Raw genomic sequence first — 15,720 nt, 5'->3', positions numbered from 1 at the left:
GGTGTTCGTCTACTTATTTATTTGAGGCATTTGTTTTTTTTTTTGTATAAGTAAATAGAAACATATGACTTGACAAAAGGTTTCTAACTTTGTCATAGTAGTAATAAAAATAATGAAAATATTATAAATAATAAAAGGAAGATCGCATATTGCGTTCTCCCTTTTATGAGATATTATTTAATTAGATAATTGAATGGTGCCGATCCTGGAGGAGCATTGACAATCATATCATATAAAGGAATTGTGTAAGCGAATAAGATTAATACGATTGAAACTGCAATCCAAACTTTCCAGTTATCAAAGATTCTTGGAGTTGTAGCGGCATCAGTAGAAACCTCACCAATAGGGAATTCGGTATTTTCGCCTTTTGGAGCTAAGAATGTCATATAGATAAAGTTATAGAACATAAGAGCTGCTGCAGCAAATAGGATGACACCGCCAATCGCCATTGTTACTTGGTTAATGAAAATTCCTTGGAACCAGTCAAGTGCTGTTGGGTGATCTTGATAAGTCGTATATGCTGTACGACGAGGTGCCCCAAAGAAACCAAGTAAATGCTGTGATCCAGACATAATAAACATACCAATCATCCAAAGCCAAGTTTGCAGCATACCAAGTTTATTAAGATATGGTGTGAACTTTCTTCCAGTCAGATTTGGAATCAACCAATATGAAATTCCAAAGAATGTAAGGAGAACGGTTGAGCCAACAGTTAAATGGAAGTGACCAACAATCCATAATGTATTATGAACAACAGCGTTCATTTGAAAACTTGCGTTAATAAGTCCGCCAATACCAGCTGGGATAAAGATTAACATCGCCATAAATGGTGTGAAGAAACGAACATCACCCCAAGGCAGCTTTTTCATCCAGCCAAATAACCCAGTTCCGCCTTTAGCACGTCCTGCAGATTCTAACGTTGCGAAGATCGAGAATGCCGTTAGTAATGATGGAATAGCAACCATAAATGTTAATGTAGTTTGTAAGAATTTCCAAAATGGTGAAATCCCTGATTCCATTAATTGATGGTGAAATCCAACTGGAATCGAGAATAAAAGTAATAGAATAAATGCCAGACGAGCTAATGAATCACTAAATAATTTTCCGCCGATTATTTTAGGAATACAAACATACCAAGCAATGTATGCTGGCATTAACCAGAAATACACTAGCGGATGTCCAAAATACCAGAATAATGTACGACTCAAAAGAACATTAATACTATCGGTCATTCCGAGTGACCATGGTAGCATTTGTAATAATACTGTCGCTGCAACACCAATACTACAAATAATCCACATAAGAATTGTAGCAACAGTCATGTGTCCGAATAATGGTGTGAGTTTTCCTTTGTTAGCCTTTTTCCAAGCAAAGTAATGGATTAATAGTGCTGTACCCAATACCCAAGTACCAACTACAAATAATGCTAAAGCCACATAATAAAGTGGATGTGCTTGTAAAGGTGCATAAAATGTATAAAGTACGGATGCTTCGTTCATTAGAATCATAATCGTAGCAAGTATTGTACCAATCGTTAGAATCCAATATCCAACCCAACCAACTTTTCGTGTTGAATCTTTAAAAGCGCCGTGAGTTCTGCTCATTCCGGAGAATAGGAAACCAAAAATAAAATATGTTGTAAATACAAGTGCAAGTAATACTCCGTGAGCAGTTAAGATTTGATAATACCCAAGCCATGAAGGTAATTCGATTAGGCCACCTCTTACTAGACCTTGTAAAACCCCGCCTAAAGCACCGATAATAAAGGCGATAAAGGCTACATAGATATGAGCCATACTTAATTTTGCATCTTTAGGTGCAACCTTTGTTCCGAGATCATTACTTTGAAATTGATCAACTTTTAATGCTGTGTTTCTCATTCTACCACCTCAATTGTCATTTGCATGTATTGGTGACCTGTACCGCAATATTCATTACATAATACGAGATAAGAACCAGGTTCTGTAAATGTATGTTCTGCCATATTCACGTGTCCAGGCGTTATCATCATGTTCACATTAGTATGTGGAATTGTAAAACTATGAACAACGTCTTTACTTGTTACTTCAAAAATAACTTTCGATCCTACAGGGACTTCGATTTTATTGGGTTGGTACCCAAAAGCCATTGCAACAAGTGTTGCTTTGTACGTGTTATCATCAATTTGTGTTAAGCCAGGCTCACCGAATGGTGAAGCTTCTAAATTCTGTGGGTCAACTTGAGCCATGTGACTTGGTGGCTGGTTTCCATATGCAAAAGCACTAACTCCAATAGTAATTAAAAATACAAATAAAGATCCGATTCCAAATGTTAGCCAAATTTTTTCATAGCGATGTAAATGCATGTAATAGTTCCCCCTCTCTTAGTTACTAAATTCTCGATAGAAATAAAGCCCATACAGCCAGCCAAGATACAACGATTGCAACACCTAAGCCCATTACAAAAACAAAGGTTCCTTTTAGTGAAGCATCATCATGTGCATCGTGTGCAGGAATGTTATCATTCTGTGATTTCAAGTTATTGCTCATATTTTTATAAACCTCCCCCAAAAAAAGATTGCAATATTTACATATTGTTAATATACTAAACATATAAACTATTAGGTGTGACATTAATCACATCGTTTCAATTTTTACACATTTACATTTAAATCACTCTCCATTAACATTTTCTATTTCTTTGTCATAATTCTTACTAAGATTATAAACGATAATTAAAATTATTATTGTGAATACTTGGTGAATTTTTGATGAAGAAAAAAATAAACACCTTTATATATTCCTCAAAAACCTATCATGTCAACGAATTCCTCATGGGAAAAACATCTCTCGGCAAATGTAAAAAATCAATTTCCTATTCTTTTATATAAAAAAATATTAAAAAATTTCTCTGTTTATGAGAGAAAGATATGGCAATTTTAAAACAAATGACTCCGTTTATACGCAGTAGTAATTAATTGTTTCTAAGAATAATTTATTTAATTAAAAACCGCGCTAAGATGATATCTAACATTGTTTGAGGTATAATAATTTTAAAATTATATGGAGGAATTTGTGATGACTCTGTACGACGATAAAGTCAAAAATAGATTAAAGCGAGTGGAAGGTCAGGTTCGGGGAATTTTAAAAATGATGGATGATGAGAAGAGTTGCCAGGATATTGTTACACAAATGGCAGCAGTAAGAAATGCATTAGATCGTGCAATTGGTGTAGTTGTGAGTTCAAATTTGGAGCATTGCATTCGTGAACAAATTGAAAAAGGCGAAGATACAGAAGAAACGATTAAAGAAGCCGTAAATTTATTAGTGAAAAGCAGATAATTATTCATTCAACCGATTGCATTCCAGCAGTCGGTTTTTATATTGGAAGAAATTAGTATATATTTGCTTCCTGTTTACATACTAAAAGTAAATCTAGGTATGGAACGGGGAATGTTCATGTTTTTTCAACAACTCAGGGGACAGGTTAAGCCTCAGAAAATAACCCCATATGATTACGCTGATTTTTTAAAGAAAAAGATAGGTATTAACGATCTACAAGAATTTCCTTATCAGTCTAAAGAACTCCATAAATATATGGGTAAAATTTTTAGTGATAGTTCTGACTTAATTACAAGGGTTTTATCACTTCCTTCAGGACAAGAAGTTTCAATTTATTACTTTACTGGATTAATTGATGAAGAACGTCTGCAAGGTGAAGTCATCTTTCCTCTCATTAAACGGATCGAAAATCAAATAAATGATAAAGTAACAAAAATTGGTGATGTCATCTATAGCCCAAATTATTCTGAGCCAAATAATTGGCAAGAGCTTATTCAAAATTGTTTAGACGGTTTTGTTGTGATTCATATTGATCAATTAAAACCGATGACAATTTCAGTAGTAAGTAAGGAGAAGAGAAGTTTAAGTGAACCTACGACTGAACAGCAAGTGTACGGTGCGAAGGTTGGTTTTATTGAGAATAGTCATTCAAATATTGGTTTGATGAGAAAAATGATTAACGATCCCCGTTTAATCGTAAAAGACTATGAAATTGGATCGTTATCTCACACGCATGCAGCAATGATCTACTTGGATGAGTATGCAGACCCGGAATTAGTAAGTCAAATTGAAAACAGGTTGAAAGAAATAAAAATTGATGCACTTGCTGGTGTGAAGCAAGTGGACCAACAGATTATTAATGTTCCTGCGTCCATTTTTCCGCAAGTAACAAGAACAGAAAGACCAGACAAAGCCTTCTTTGCCCTTACTCAAGGAAAAGTGATCATCTTTGTAGACAACACGCCATTTTGTATGATTCTTCCGACAACACTTATTTCTTTTTATGAGTCTAGTGAAGATACATTGGAATCTTCAACATGGAGCCTTCTTTTTGTTAGAACTTTGCGGGTCTTGAGCTTGTTTTCAGCAACGTCTTTGCCTGCACTCTATGTAGCGCTTGTTGCATTTCACCCTGAGCTTATACCGACAACGCTTGTCCTGACAATTGCTGAGTCCCGAAATGCAATACCATTCCCGGCATTTGCTGAAGCGTTAATGATGATGTTTGCGTTAGATGTACTTGTAGAGGCTAGTATTCGCTTACCGAAGTTTATTGGTCAAACAATTGGGATTGTTGGTGGTCTAGTTATTGGAACTGCAGCTGTTGAAGCCGGGATTATCAGCAATACGATGGTCATTGTGATTGCTTTTACAGCTATATCATCATTTACAGTTCCATCGTGGGAGATCGCTACTGCATGGCGTCTTGTTCGTTACTTTTTACTAATTGTTTCGGCAACTCTAGGTTTATATGGCTATGTTCTAGGAGTGTGCTTAATCTTAATTCATCTATGTCATTTGAACTCTTTTTCAAAACCGTATCTTTCCCCTGTTTCTCCATTAAGTGCAAAGGAATTTTTCAATATTTTCATCAGGCTCCGTGATCAAGGGAAGAAGTATACAGGAGGGGAGGTTAAGTAAGTGGACGCGAAGAGACAATTTCGTTCAATGGATTTATTTGCATTTACAATTGCAACAACCATTACGTTAGGTGTGACGTTTTTACCATTTGTTTCGGAAGAAGAAATACGCAATGTATGGTTAAAGCTCTTGGTTGCTTCGTTTCCCTATTTCTTTTTATTTGCATTACTTTATTTTTTTACAAAGAAATATTCGGACTATGATTTGTTTGGTGCCGTAAAACAACATGTCTGGGCATGGTTTTATTGGCTGATTATTCTCTATTACATCGGAAGTACATTAGTAAGTGGAATTCATTTTTCTGAGAGTTTAGTTATGATTACACAAACATATTTATTATTTAATACTCATCGGTGGGTGATTTTACTTACCTTTTTTCTCGTAGTCGCATTTGGCGTGAATTACGGAATTACAACAATAACAAGATTTATTGTTTCACTTGTGTTTTTTGAGTTATTTGTTTTAGTCGTTGTTATCTTCATCGGGTTTACAAACTATTTTAAATGGATCTATATTCCGCCATTATGGCCAACAGATATAGTGACATTCTTGGAAAGTACGTATACGGATCTTGCGAGATATGCAGGGGTCATTCCTTTATTTGCATTTTTATCATTTATGAAACGAGATGAGCCAATTTTATTACCAATGAGTATCGGATTAGGTATTGTGACAATGATTTATGTGTTACTTAGTATTGTCGTAGTTGGTACATTTGGTTTTGAACAATCGATTCATTTGCTCTCACCAGTTACTGCTCTAGTGCAAGCAATGGCAACAAGGACCGGGGTATTTGAAAGGTTAGATTTGTTTTTTCTCGTATTTTGGTTAATCTCTTATTACAAAATGATGATTATTCATATTTGGTTTATAACTTATTTAGGTAATAGGTTATGGCCGAAAGTTAAGCCAATCGCCCTTATATGTGTGTATTTATTGGCTATATTTGTGATGACTATGTTTTCCGATTACTTTGTTTATAAAGGCTGGGATTATCATAATACAAATGTTCTGATCAACTCTCTTGTAATACCAATTGCTTTGATCCTTTACCTACTCTATAAGAAAAGAAACAATGAGGTTAATCATCATGCTTAGAAAAGTTCTTTATGTTTGTTTATTAGCTGTATTGATTACTGGTTGTGTTCCGGACGCTAGAGAAATTGATCATCGTTCAATTATTTTAGGGTTAGCTATTGATAAAGGTAAAGAACATCAATATTCATTGACGATTCAATTACCGATTGTCCAGGGGGGAGGACAACAGGAAGCGACTGGAGCGAGGGCGAAAGAGTTTGAAACATTCACAGTTGAGTCTGATTCACTTTGGGATGGGCTTGCACAACTAGAAGCGTACACGCCTACAGTTTTGTTTTTTGGTCATCTAAAAGTCGTTCAAATCTCTGAAGCAGTGGCAAGAGAAGGGCTGGAGAAAGTAATTGATTTTTTGGATCGAGAACCAAGTGTAGCGAATCAAATTTTTTTAGTGATAGTCGAAAAAGATAGAGCGGAGCAGTTTATTGAAGCGGAATCACCGTTAGTCTCTTTACCTTCACTTTATTTGGATTTATTTTTTCAAGCCGATCAAAAATTGGCTCGTTCCGGTGATGTCAAACTTTTTGAATATCGTAGAGATAGTAATATGATTTCAAGAGCGTCAACGATTCCACTAGTTAAGATAGAAGATGATGACAGAATTGTTCTGGAAAATAAGGCTGTGTTTAAGGACCATAGGTTGATCGCTAAACTAGTGGAAAAAGAGGCTGGGATGAGTCATCTCCTTAAGGATGATCGAATTGATTTTATGAATTATACAGTACCTATAGAATTAGAGGGAGAACAGATTCAAGTATCCTTAACAAGGATCGAGCTGCTTCAGGATCTTCAATATCAGAAAAAGACACCGTTAGAGATAGACCTGCATATTACCGGAACTGGGGAGGTTGTTGATCTTCCGAGTACGGATGTAAATACGAGAAAAGATAGAATCGTAATAATTAATGAAAAGATGAACGAACAAATTAGAGCTGATCTTTTAAAAACAATTAATAAAGCAAAGCAATTAAATGTTGAACCGTGGTTAATCGGCCATCGGGTTTGGGCGATGAATCCTGATTATTTTGAAGAACTAGATTGGGAGGAGACTGGGTGGCGTCAATCGAAAATAAATGTAACTGTAGACTTTAAGGTTACGAATACCGGACAAAGAGGAGTTTATGATAAGGTAAAAATAGGACGATAATCTTTGCGAAGTGAAAAAAGCCGTGCCTAAACGTAGGCGCGGCTTTCATAAATAGTGAGCATGATTTCAGAAAGAATTAAGTGAAACGAGCGATAATCCCAAAAAGGATAAGGATACCTAAGGCGATCCATAAAACCTTTTGGAGTAAATTCCCGTTAAAACGGCGTTTTTTCCACCGGTTTGGATTAAACGATATTTCATCTCGATCATGGACGTGTTGAAAATGAGAAAATCGTTTTGTTCTTAGCAAAATAAGCGGTGCAAGTGCGGCTCCTGAAATAAGTCCAAACAAATGAGCAAGAATATTAATTCCAGGGTTTAAAAAGGTCATTACTAGCCCGATAACTAAAATAGTCATCGCCACTTGAGAATTGGCAGCATCAATCAAGTCTTTACGGTAGAGAACCATATATAAATAGATTCCGAATAGACCGAATATCGCTCCTGAAGCTCCTAAATGACTGTAATTCGCACCTTGAAGGAAAAATGTTGCGATATTGGCCAAAATGCCAGCTCCAAAATAAGCAAGAATAAATTTGAACTTGCCAAGCATCCGTTCAAGTGCAGGACCAAATAAAATAAGGGAAAACGAATTGAATATTACATGACCGGCACCATAATGCAGTAAAATTGGAGTAATGAGTCGCCAGTATTGACCATGCTCAATGGCGTAATTCCATCCTACACCAAGCTCTAAAACCAACCACCCGCCGGGAAGGAAATTAATCCATAGAAATAGAACAAGATGTATGGCAACAAGGATTGAAATCACAGGATAATGTCGGAGGAAAGATTGGAAGCTTTCATTACGTACAAACATATTAATCACCTTAATTCGCTATTTAGTCATATTATTATATTTTAGCATAGTTAGAAAAAGGAATGTGAATTGAAGCACATTATCTCTATATCAACCATATGACTGAACAGGATAATCTATACATTTTAGTTCATTTGAGTAGAATCGATTGACCTGTTTAATGAAAGGAATGAAGCTATGATTAAAGGAATTGGAATAGATATTATTGAATTATCAAGGATAGAGCCAATGCTAGAAAATAGAAAATTTATTGAACGAATATTAACAGTAGGTGAGATTGAGCGGTTTCATTCGTTATCGGCAAAAAGAAAGGTTGAATTTTTTGCTGGGCGGTTTTCAGCAAAGGAAGCTTTCGCGAAAGCAAAAGGAACAGGTATTGGCAGACATTTAAGTTTTCAAGATATTGAAGTACATAATGATGAATTCGGAAAGCCCTTTATTCGTTCTGAAGATCCTGAAGAAAAGGTGCATCTATCTATTTCTCATAGTAAAGAATATGCGGTTGCTCAAGTGATTATTGAAAGCTAGTCATGCTAGTCTGCATATTGTTTTGGTTTGTCTCATATAGTGTTAGTGCGGGTAGGAGGGAACTATTATGCATGTGGTAACTGGTGAAGAAATGAGCCGAATTGACCGTTTCACCATTGAAGAAATTGGATTGAAAGACGAATTGCTAATGGAGAATGCCGGGCAGGCTGTTGCTAGAGAGGTTCTAACTTCAATTGATCAGAATGATAGAATTGCTGTATTAATTGGGGTTGGGAATAACGGTGGTGATGGCTTCGTTATAGCAAGAGTGCTTAAAAACAAAGGCTATCATGTAGATGTGTGGGTGATTCCGGAGAAAGAGCGGATAAGAGGAGCAGCTAAGTATCATATGAACGTCTATCAACGTACGGGATATGAGCTGAAGTCTTATTTGTTAGATAAACAGTCGTTTGGGGACCAGCTTCCTAATTATATAGTCATCATTGATTCTCTTCTAGGAACGGGAATGTCTGGACCGCTTCGAACACCTTACAAAGAAATCGTACAACAGGTGAATCAAACAAACGCTCTTACCATCTCTGTTGACCTCCCAAGTGGCTTGCCTGCAGATGGGAATATGATGTTTACTGAAGCGATCAAAGCGACCAAGACGGTTACGTTACAGTGTCCAAAGGTCGGCGCTTTCACCTACCCTAGTGAAAACTATTATGGTGAATTATCAATCGTTGATATTGGTATACCCGAGATAGCGATAGAAACGGTCTCAAACTCTCGTAAACTTTGGCTAACAAAAGATGTGAAGTCAACATTCCCGAAGAGAGAATCTAACTCTCATAAAGGGACGTATGGACGTGGTCTGATCATAGGAGGCGCATTAACAATGACTGGGGCCCCTGTTCTTTCGGCAAAAGCATGCCATCGAAGCGGTGCGGGTCTTGTTACTGTAGCTGTTCCGGATGTGATTCATCACATTGTCGCTAGCCAAGTAACTGAAGCCACCTTTTTACCTTGTTCTTCAGAGGATGGTGAGTTTGCAAAGACAGTTTCGTTAGAAGGATTATTGCAAAAACAGCGGTTTACCTCTATTGCAATCGGGCCCGGATACGGACGGAACGAGGAAGGAAAAAAACTTATAGTTGAAGCAGTTGAACAATATCCGAATCCTTTAATTATCGATGCCGATGGTTTATACCACCTTAAAGGATCACTTGAATCGTTAAAAAAACGTCAAGCGGTTACTGTATTAACACCGCATTCTGGTGAAATGGCCAACTTAACCGGACGCACTGTTCAAGAAATTGAACAACATCGCTTTTCCGTTGCAAAGGATTTTGCAGTTGAACATGGGGTTTATCTCGTCTTGAAGGGCCCTTTTACGATATTAACAACTCCAAAAGGGGACCAATTTGTCAATGCTACCGGTAACCCTGCACTGGCTAAAGGCGGTAGTGGTGACGTATTAACGGGGATGATCTTAGCGTTTATTATGCAGCACTCTCATATCCAGGAAGCAATTAGTAATGCAATTTTTCTTCATGGGAAAGTGGCAGATACATTGATAGAGTCGCAGTTTTCAGCTTGCGGTGTGATCGCATCGGACATTGTTAACGCGATTCCTCATGTATTAAAAGAATTCATTTAAACCAGTACCTGCATTTGCAATAGAATCCCTCCTTTGTCGTCGAAATGAGACAAAGGGGTTGATAAAAGTGAAGAAAACCATATCGGTACTATTTATGGGTCTTTTACTCATTTTTATAATGGCTGGGTGTGGTGAAAAAACCCAGGACGATATTATTGAAGATCTTGAGAAAAAGTTAAATACGATGACAGGTTATAAAGCCGATGCCTCAATGGTCCTGCAAACCGGAAATGAACCACAAGAGTATAACGTGGAAATTTGGCATCAAAAGCCAAGTTATTACCGAGTTGCTTTGCAAAATGCAAAAAAGGATCAAAATCAAATTATCCTTCGTAACGATGAAGGGGTATTCGTATTAACACCTGCATTAAATAAGAGTTTTCGTTTCCAAAGTGATTGGCCAGAAAATAACAGCCAAGTTTACTTGTATGAATCATTAGTAGGTGATATTCTAATGGATCCAGAAAGAACGTTCACCGCTAATGAAAATCATTATGTTTTCCAAACGAATACGAACTATCAGAACAAAACGTTGCACAGTCAAGAAATTGCTTTAAATAAAAAAGATCTGTCACCAGTTTATGTGAAAATTATGGATGCGGATTTTAATGTTTTAGTTGAAGTTGCATTTTCAAATGTTCAAATGGATGCAAGCTTTAATGACGGTGATTTTGATATGGATCGTAATATGACGGCTGCGCTAATGGAGGAAGTACCAACAATGGCAGAAGTAGAGGAGCCAATGCCAGTGTTCTTCCCAATGTATGAACCACAGGGTACTACATTATCAAGTTCAAAGCAAATTGATGGTCAAGACGGTACACAAGTTGTTCTATCTTACACTGGAGAAAACTCCTTTACACTCATTCAAGAAAGAAGTCGTGTAGCAACAGCAACGACACCGATGGATATCCCTCGTGGGGAAGTAGTGGACCTTGGCTTCACGGTTGGTGTCTTAGCGACAGATGATTCTGCAAAGTCTATTCGCTGGACATATGAGGGTGTAGACTTTTTCCTTGCTTCAAAAGATTTAAGCAGTGAAGAAATGATCTCAATTGCTCGTTCGGTTTACGGAACCCAGGTTAAATAATTTGGATGTAAAGGATGGCTCTGTATAATTTTAATATAACTGAGCCATCCTTCTTTTTAAGTCTCCTCGCTTTTCACCAGTCCCACATTTTATCCTCCAATTAATGTTGTTTATTTCAAGATAGGTTGGACAGATTTGGAATAAGGAATAAATAAACAGGATATCATGTTAATGAATGAGAATTTTAGGTATTGAACTTATAAATTTCATTTTTTTTGGTATGATAAGAAAGTATATTACGGTAAGAGAGTTATAATCAGGAAATATTAATCGATAGCTTTGACGAAAAAGTGACAATTTGGCACAATATTCCCTATTATATTGGAAAATTTTAATTGGCATGCAGGAATAGTGAGAATTACCGCGAATAATACAGGTGAATATTTTTAAAAGTTGCTTTGCAATTCACGTAAGCTAATGCTATCATTAATTTTGGAATGATATTATTTATTGTTTGTTAGGTGTACGTTGGAGGTGTTTTTGTGTCTAGTCAGAACACAAAGAAGATTATGGTCAGTTTACCACAGAACTTATTAAATGAAGTTGATGGGATGATTAAAAAGGAAAATGTAAACCGAAGCGAATTCATTCATCAGGCAACAAAGATGTATTTGCGTGAACGAAAGAAACGTCAAATTCGTGAAACGATGCAGCAGGGGTATATGGAAATGGCGAAGATCAACTTAAACATTGCGGCAGAAGCTTTTCTTGCCGAGGAGGAAGCAGAGCACACCCTAGATCGCTTAGTTAGTGGGGTGTAAGTATTGATTGTAAAACGTGGCGATGTTTATTTTGCTGACCTATCACCTGTTGTCGGTTCAGAGCAAGGTGGAGTAAGGCCCGTTCTTGTCATCCAAAATGACATTGGGAATCGGTTTAGTCCCACCGTCATCGTCGCAGCGATTACAGCCCAAATCCAAAAAGCGAAATTGCCAACACATGTTGAGATTGATGCAAAACGCTATGGATTTGATCGTGACTCGGTGATCTTGCTTGAGCAAATTCGAACAATTGATAAGCAACGGCTCACTGACAAAATTACTCACTTGGATGATGATATGATGAGTCAAGTTGATGAGGCCCTGCAAATTAGCTTAGGATTAATTGATTTTTAATAATGTATTTAGAAAGAAATACGGCTAGAAAAGTTGCTAATCAGTAATGATAAGCAACTTTTTTATGTTAGAGCAAGAGTTAAGGTTTTACTATGTAATATGTTAAAATCTAGAATATGAACCAATTAAGTAAGCAAGCATTTTAGTATAGAAGGCTATTTGAATTCCAATAGCTAAAGGAGGCTCTATTCCATGACTGAAGTAAATATGGAACAAGAAATTATAAAAAGGATTGTCAAAGCGGTAAGTTTACCTGAAAAATCTGTGAGAAATGTTGTTAAATTATTAAATGAAGGCAATACAGTCCCTTTCATTGCTCGATATCGAAAAGAATTGACGGGTGGAATTGATGAAGTACAAATCCGTGATATTATGGAAGGATGGGAGTACGAGAATAAGTTGGAAGAACGTAAAGAGGAAGTCATCCGACTTATTGAGGAACAAGGGAAACTAACTGAAGAGCTAAGAGCGTCCATACATAAATCAATAAAACTGCAAGAAGTTGAAGACTTATACCGTCCTTATAAACAAAAACGGAGAACAAAAGCGACGGTTGCAAAGGAGAAAGGACTTGAGCCGTTTGCAGAGTGGATATTTTCACTTCCAAGAGAAGGTGACGTTGAAGCGGAAGCGGTGAAGTATCTTTCTGAGGAAAAAGAAGTGAAATCAACAGAAGAGGCCATTCAAGGAGCAAACGACATTATTGCTGAATGGATTTCCGATGATGCAGAGATTAGAAAACAGATCAGGGAAATGACATATAAACAAGGCAAGATATCCTCAGTAGTCAAAGACGCTGGAATTGATGAAAAGGGTGTATACGAAATGTATTATGAATATGAGGAGGCGGTAAGTAAAATCGTTCCTCATCGTGTGTTAGCGATGAACCGTGGTGAAAAAGAAGGTGTACTCCGGCTTTCGATAGCAGCGCCTGCTGATCGAATTCTTTCTTTCGTCAATCGTAAAGTGATTAAAAGATTCGGCTCGCCAACCCTGCCGTATGTTGAAACAGCTATTGAAGATAGTTATAAACGTCTTATTGAACCTTCGATAGAAAGGGAAATACGTAAAGAACTTACTGAAAAGGCAGAGGAACAAGCGATTCATATTTTTTCTGAAAACCTGCGAAATCTCCTTTTACAGCCTCCGATTAAAGATAAGATTGTCCTGGGTGTTGATCCCGCTTATAAAACAGGATGTAAGTTAGCGGTTGTTGATGGGACTGGAAAAGTGCTAGATATTCGTGTCATTTATCCGACCCCGCCAAAAAGTGAAGTTGAGAAATCGAAAAAGGTTGTTCATACTTTGATTGAACAATTTGATGTTGAAGTGATTGCAATAGGGAACGGTACAGCATCAAGGGAAACAGAGCAATTTATTGCTGAAACAATAAAGGAATTAGATAAGAAATTGTTTTATTTAATAGTTAATGAAGCTGGAGCGAGTGTCTATTCGGCGTCAGACTTAGGGCGCGAAGAATTTCCTGATTTACAAGTTGAGGAGAGAAGTGCCATTTCAATTGCGAGAAGGCTACAAGATCCGCTCGCTGAGCTTGTCAAAATTGATCCGAAATCGGTAGGTGTCGGTCAGTATCAACATGATGTTTCGCAAAGTAGATTGAATGACTCACTGACGTTTGTCGTTGAAACAGTAGTTAACCAAGTTGGAGTCAATGTAAATACTGCATCTAGTTCCTTGCTGCAATATGTTGCAGGGCTTTCAAAATCAGTTGCGAATAATATCGTAAAGAAGCGTGAGGAAGATGGGAAATTTACAAATCGTGCTCAGCTGAAAAAGATTCCTCGACTTGGGGCAAAGACGTATGAACAATGCATTGGGTTTTTAAGAATTCTAGATGGTGATCAGCGTTTAGATCAAACTTCGATTCACCCTGAAAGTTATAAAGAAACAAAGCGTTTATTAGAGTCAGTCGGATTCTCAACAGATGAAATTGGATCAGCACACCTGAAAGAAAAGTTAGAGCAGATAGAAAGTAAGGAATTAGCTGCTCAATTAGAGATTGGGGAACCGACATTGAAAGATATCATTGATGCCTTAATGCGCCCGAATCGAGATCCTCGGGATGAGTTGTCAAAGCCGTTACTTAAGACAGATGTCTTAAAGCTTGAAGACTTAGAGAAGGGAATGGAACTTCAGGGTACGATTCGAAACGTAGTTGATTTTGGTGCGTTTGTTGATATTGGTGTAAAACAAGACGGGCTCGTCCATATTTCGAAATTAACGAATCGTTTTGTAAAGCACCCGATGGAAGTTGTTTCAGTTGGAGAAGTAGTTACAGTTTGGGTAGAGAATGTAGATGTGAAAAAAGGTCGGGTAGCTTTAACGATGCTCGCACCAGAAAAACAAATGTTGTCTATATAAATAAATATAAAAAACCCTGCCATCATTCAGTGGCAGGGTTACTGTTGTTTTTAATCGCTTGCTTTCTTCTGTAATAAAACCAACATTGGTTTAATAATTTAATTTGATACCGGTCTTTTTGGAGGTAGGCATGTTTTAGTTGTTTTCGTAGCCAGCTTGGCATAAACAATCCTCCCCTTGTTAAGTTTTTAAAGAGTGTGCATAAGCTTATTTTATTTAAGTAGTATTTCGAGGTGTGATAATATTAATTAGTATATGTGACAATGTTTGTCAATGTTAATGATTTTAAAAACTTTTGTAGATAAAGGGGAATATCGGTCGTGGAGCAAGTGGAGTTACAGAAGCTGGTTGAAAAGGTATCAAGAGAGTACTTCGGTTTGCCGTTTAAACATGAAGCCAGGTTTAATCGTCGTTTACGAACAACAGGTGGTAGATATTTATTAAGAAGTCATGATATAGAGTTAAACCCAAAACAACTTGAGTCGTTTGGTCTTGAAGAATTGATTGGGATTATCAAACACGAATTATGTCATTATCATTTGCATATCCAAAAGAAAGGGTATCAACATCGTGATAAAGATTTTAAAGATTTACTACAAAAAGTTGGCGGTTCACGATATTGTAACAGCATCCCTGGTGAAAGAAGGATTGTTAAAGTAAAATATATATACCGATGTTCAGATTGCGGCACACCTTATGAACGTAAAAGAAGAATCGATACAAATCGTTATGTTTGTGGCAGGTGTAAAGGAAGATTAATTTTGCAGAAAAGCAGTTGACTATTTTGAAACGATTATGTTATATTATAAAAGTCGCTGATGCAGACAAGCTTCATAAATTTTAAAAAAGCGATAAATCATATTGACATTTCAAGTTGAACGATGTAAAATATTAAAAGTCGCAACAAGAAATATTCCACAGTAGCTCAGTGGTAGAGCAATCGGCTGTTAACCGATCGGTCGTAGGTTCGAGTCCTACC

The 15,720-nt window shown here is 36.9% G+C and carries 16 protein-coding genes and 1 tRNA gene; 12 read left to right on the top strand and 5 right to left on the bottom strand.

Annotation, left to right across the window (positions count from 1 at the left end):
• Positions 1 to 173 precede the first annotated feature (173 nt).
• The 3 genes from ACJ2A9_RS18045 to ACJ2A9_RS18035 are packed head-to-tail and all read right to left on the bottom strand — an operon-like array spanning position 174 to position 2,528.
• Positions 174 to 1,880 carry a b(o/a)3-type cytochrome-c oxidase subunit 1 gene (locus ACJ2A9_RS18045; protein WP_441423078.1) on the bottom strand — a complete coding sequence of 569 codons (1,707 nt, stop codon included), beginning with the start codon at positions 1,878 to 1,880 and terminating at the stop codon, positions 174 to 176.
• The gene (locus ACJ2A9_RS18040) at positions 1,877 to 2,344 is read right to left on the bottom strand and encodes a cytochrome c oxidase subunit II (RefSeq protein WP_441423077.1); all 468 of its coding nucleotides are present in this window, start codon (positions 2,342 to 2,344) and stop codon (positions 1,877 to 1,879) included. The genes ACJ2A9_RS18045 and ACJ2A9_RS18040 overlap by 4 nt, the downstream gene beginning before the upstream one ends.
• A 25-nt stretch (positions 2,345 to 2,369) precedes the next feature.
• On the bottom strand, positions 2,370 to 2,528 hold the full coding sequence (locus ACJ2A9_RS18035) for a cytochrome c oxidase subunit 2A (protein ID WP_441423076.1): 159 nt from the start codon (positions 2,526 to 2,528) through the stop codon (positions 2,370 to 2,372).
• Positions 2,529 to 3,056: 528 nt separating this feature from the next.
• On the opposite strand from ACJ2A9_RS18035, the gene ACJ2A9_RS18030 reads away from it, so the two are divergent.
• From ACJ2A9_RS18030 to ACJ2A9_RS18015, 4 genes are all read left to right on the top strand, one after another.
• Positions 3,057 to 3,320: a metal-sensitive transcriptional regulator gene (locus ACJ2A9_RS18030; RefSeq protein ID WP_441423075.1), complete on the top strand. Its 264-nt coding sequence runs from the start codon at positions 3,057 to 3,059 to the stop codon at positions 3,318 to 3,320.
• A gap of 117 nt (positions 3,321 to 3,437) precedes the next feature.
• A complete protein-coding gene (locus ACJ2A9_RS18025; protein WP_441423074.1) occupies positions 3,438 to 4,961 on the top strand; it encodes a spore germination protein in 1,524 nt (507 codons plus the stop codon).
• A complete protein-coding gene (locus ACJ2A9_RS18020) occupies positions 4,962 to 6,059 on the top strand; it encodes a GerAB/ArcD/ProY family transporter (RefSeq protein ID WP_441423073.1) in 1,098 nt (365 codons plus the stop codon).
• A complete protein-coding gene (locus ACJ2A9_RS18015; protein ID WP_441423072.1) occupies positions 6,052 to 7,203 on the top strand; it encodes a Ger(x)C family spore germination protein in 1,152 nt (383 codons plus the stop codon). The genes ACJ2A9_RS18020 and ACJ2A9_RS18015 overlap by 8 nt, the downstream gene beginning before the upstream one ends.
• Positions 7,204 to 7,279: 76 nt before the next feature.
• Here the strand turns inward: ACJ2A9_RS18015 and ACJ2A9_RS18010 are convergent, their stop codons facing one another.
• Positions 7,280 to 8,023, bottom strand: a complete 744-nt coding sequence (locus ACJ2A9_RS18010) for a rhomboid family intramembrane serine protease (protein WP_441423071.1) — start codon at positions 8,021 to 8,023, stop codon at positions 7,280 to 7,282.
• Between the two features lie 177 nt (positions 8,024 to 8,200).
• Here ACJ2A9_RS18010 and acpS point away from each other — a divergent pair, with 177 nt between their 5' ends.
• The 6 genes from acpS to ACJ2A9_RS17980 all read left to right on the top strand — a co-directional run bounded on the left by acpS (position 8,201) and on the right by ACJ2A9_RS17980 (position 14,741).
• A complete protein-coding gene (gene acpS, locus ACJ2A9_RS18005; protein WP_441423070.1) occupies positions 8,201 to 8,551 on the top strand; it encodes a holo-ACP synthase in 351 nt (116 codons plus the stop codon).
• A gap of 67 nt (positions 8,552 to 8,618) precedes the next feature.
• A complete protein-coding gene (locus ACJ2A9_RS18000; protein WP_441423069.1) occupies positions 8,619 to 10,154 on the top strand; it encodes an NAD(P)H-hydrate dehydratase in 1,536 nt (511 codons plus the stop codon).
• Between the two features lie 67 nt (positions 10,155 to 10,221).
• Positions 10,222 to 11,244 carry a LolA family protein gene (locus ACJ2A9_RS17995; RefSeq protein WP_441423068.1) on the top strand — a complete coding sequence of 341 codons (1,023 nt, stop codon included), beginning with the start codon at positions 10,222 to 10,224 and terminating at the stop codon, positions 11,242 to 11,244.
• Between the two features lie 509 nt (positions 11,245 to 11,753).
• On the top strand, positions 11,754 to 12,005 hold the full coding sequence (locus ACJ2A9_RS17990; RefSeq protein WP_441423134.1) for a CopG family ribbon-helix-helix protein: 252 nt from the start codon (positions 11,754 to 11,756) through the stop codon (positions 12,003 to 12,005).
• A 3-nt stretch (positions 12,006 to 12,008) separates the two neighbouring features.
• A complete protein-coding gene (ndoA, locus tag ACJ2A9_RS17985; protein ID WP_441423067.1) occupies positions 12,009 to 12,359 on the top strand; it encodes a type II toxin-antitoxin system endoribonuclease NdoA in 351 nt (116 codons plus the stop codon).
• 192 nt (positions 12,360 to 12,551) lie between these two features.
• Complete coding sequence (locus ACJ2A9_RS17980; protein ID WP_441423066.1) at positions 12,552 to 14,741, top strand: Tex family protein; 2,190 nt, start codon at positions 12,552 to 12,554, stop codon at positions 14,739 to 14,741.
• A gap of 22 nt (positions 14,742 to 14,763) precedes the next feature.
• On the opposite strand, the gene cmpA is transcribed toward ACJ2A9_RS17980, so the two are convergent.
• Positions 14,764 to 14,904: a cortex morphogenetic protein CmpA gene (gene cmpA / locus ACJ2A9_RS17975; RefSeq protein ID WP_441423065.1), complete on the bottom strand. Its 141-nt coding sequence runs from the start codon at positions 14,902 to 14,904 to the stop codon at positions 14,764 to 14,766.
• Between the two features lie 157 nt (positions 14,905 to 15,061).
• Here cmpA and ACJ2A9_RS17970 point away from each other — a divergent pair, with 157 nt between their 5' ends.
• Positions 15,062 to 15,520 (top strand): SprT family protein, encoded by a 459-nt coding sequence (locus ACJ2A9_RS17970; protein ID WP_441423064.1) that lies wholly within the window; start codon positions 15,062 to 15,064, stop codon positions 15,518 to 15,520.
• A gap of 143 nt (positions 15,521 to 15,663) precedes the next feature.
• A tRNA-Asn gene (locus ACJ2A9_RS17965) sits at positions 15,664 to 15,720 on the top strand.

The sequence above is a fragment of the Anaerobacillus sp. MEB173 genome, assembly GCF_052119505.1.
Taxonomy (GTDB): domain Bacteria; phylum Bacillota; class Bacilli; order Bacillales; family JBJMAU01; genus JBJMAU01.
This window is presented reverse-complemented; position numbering and strand designations above follow the sequence as displayed.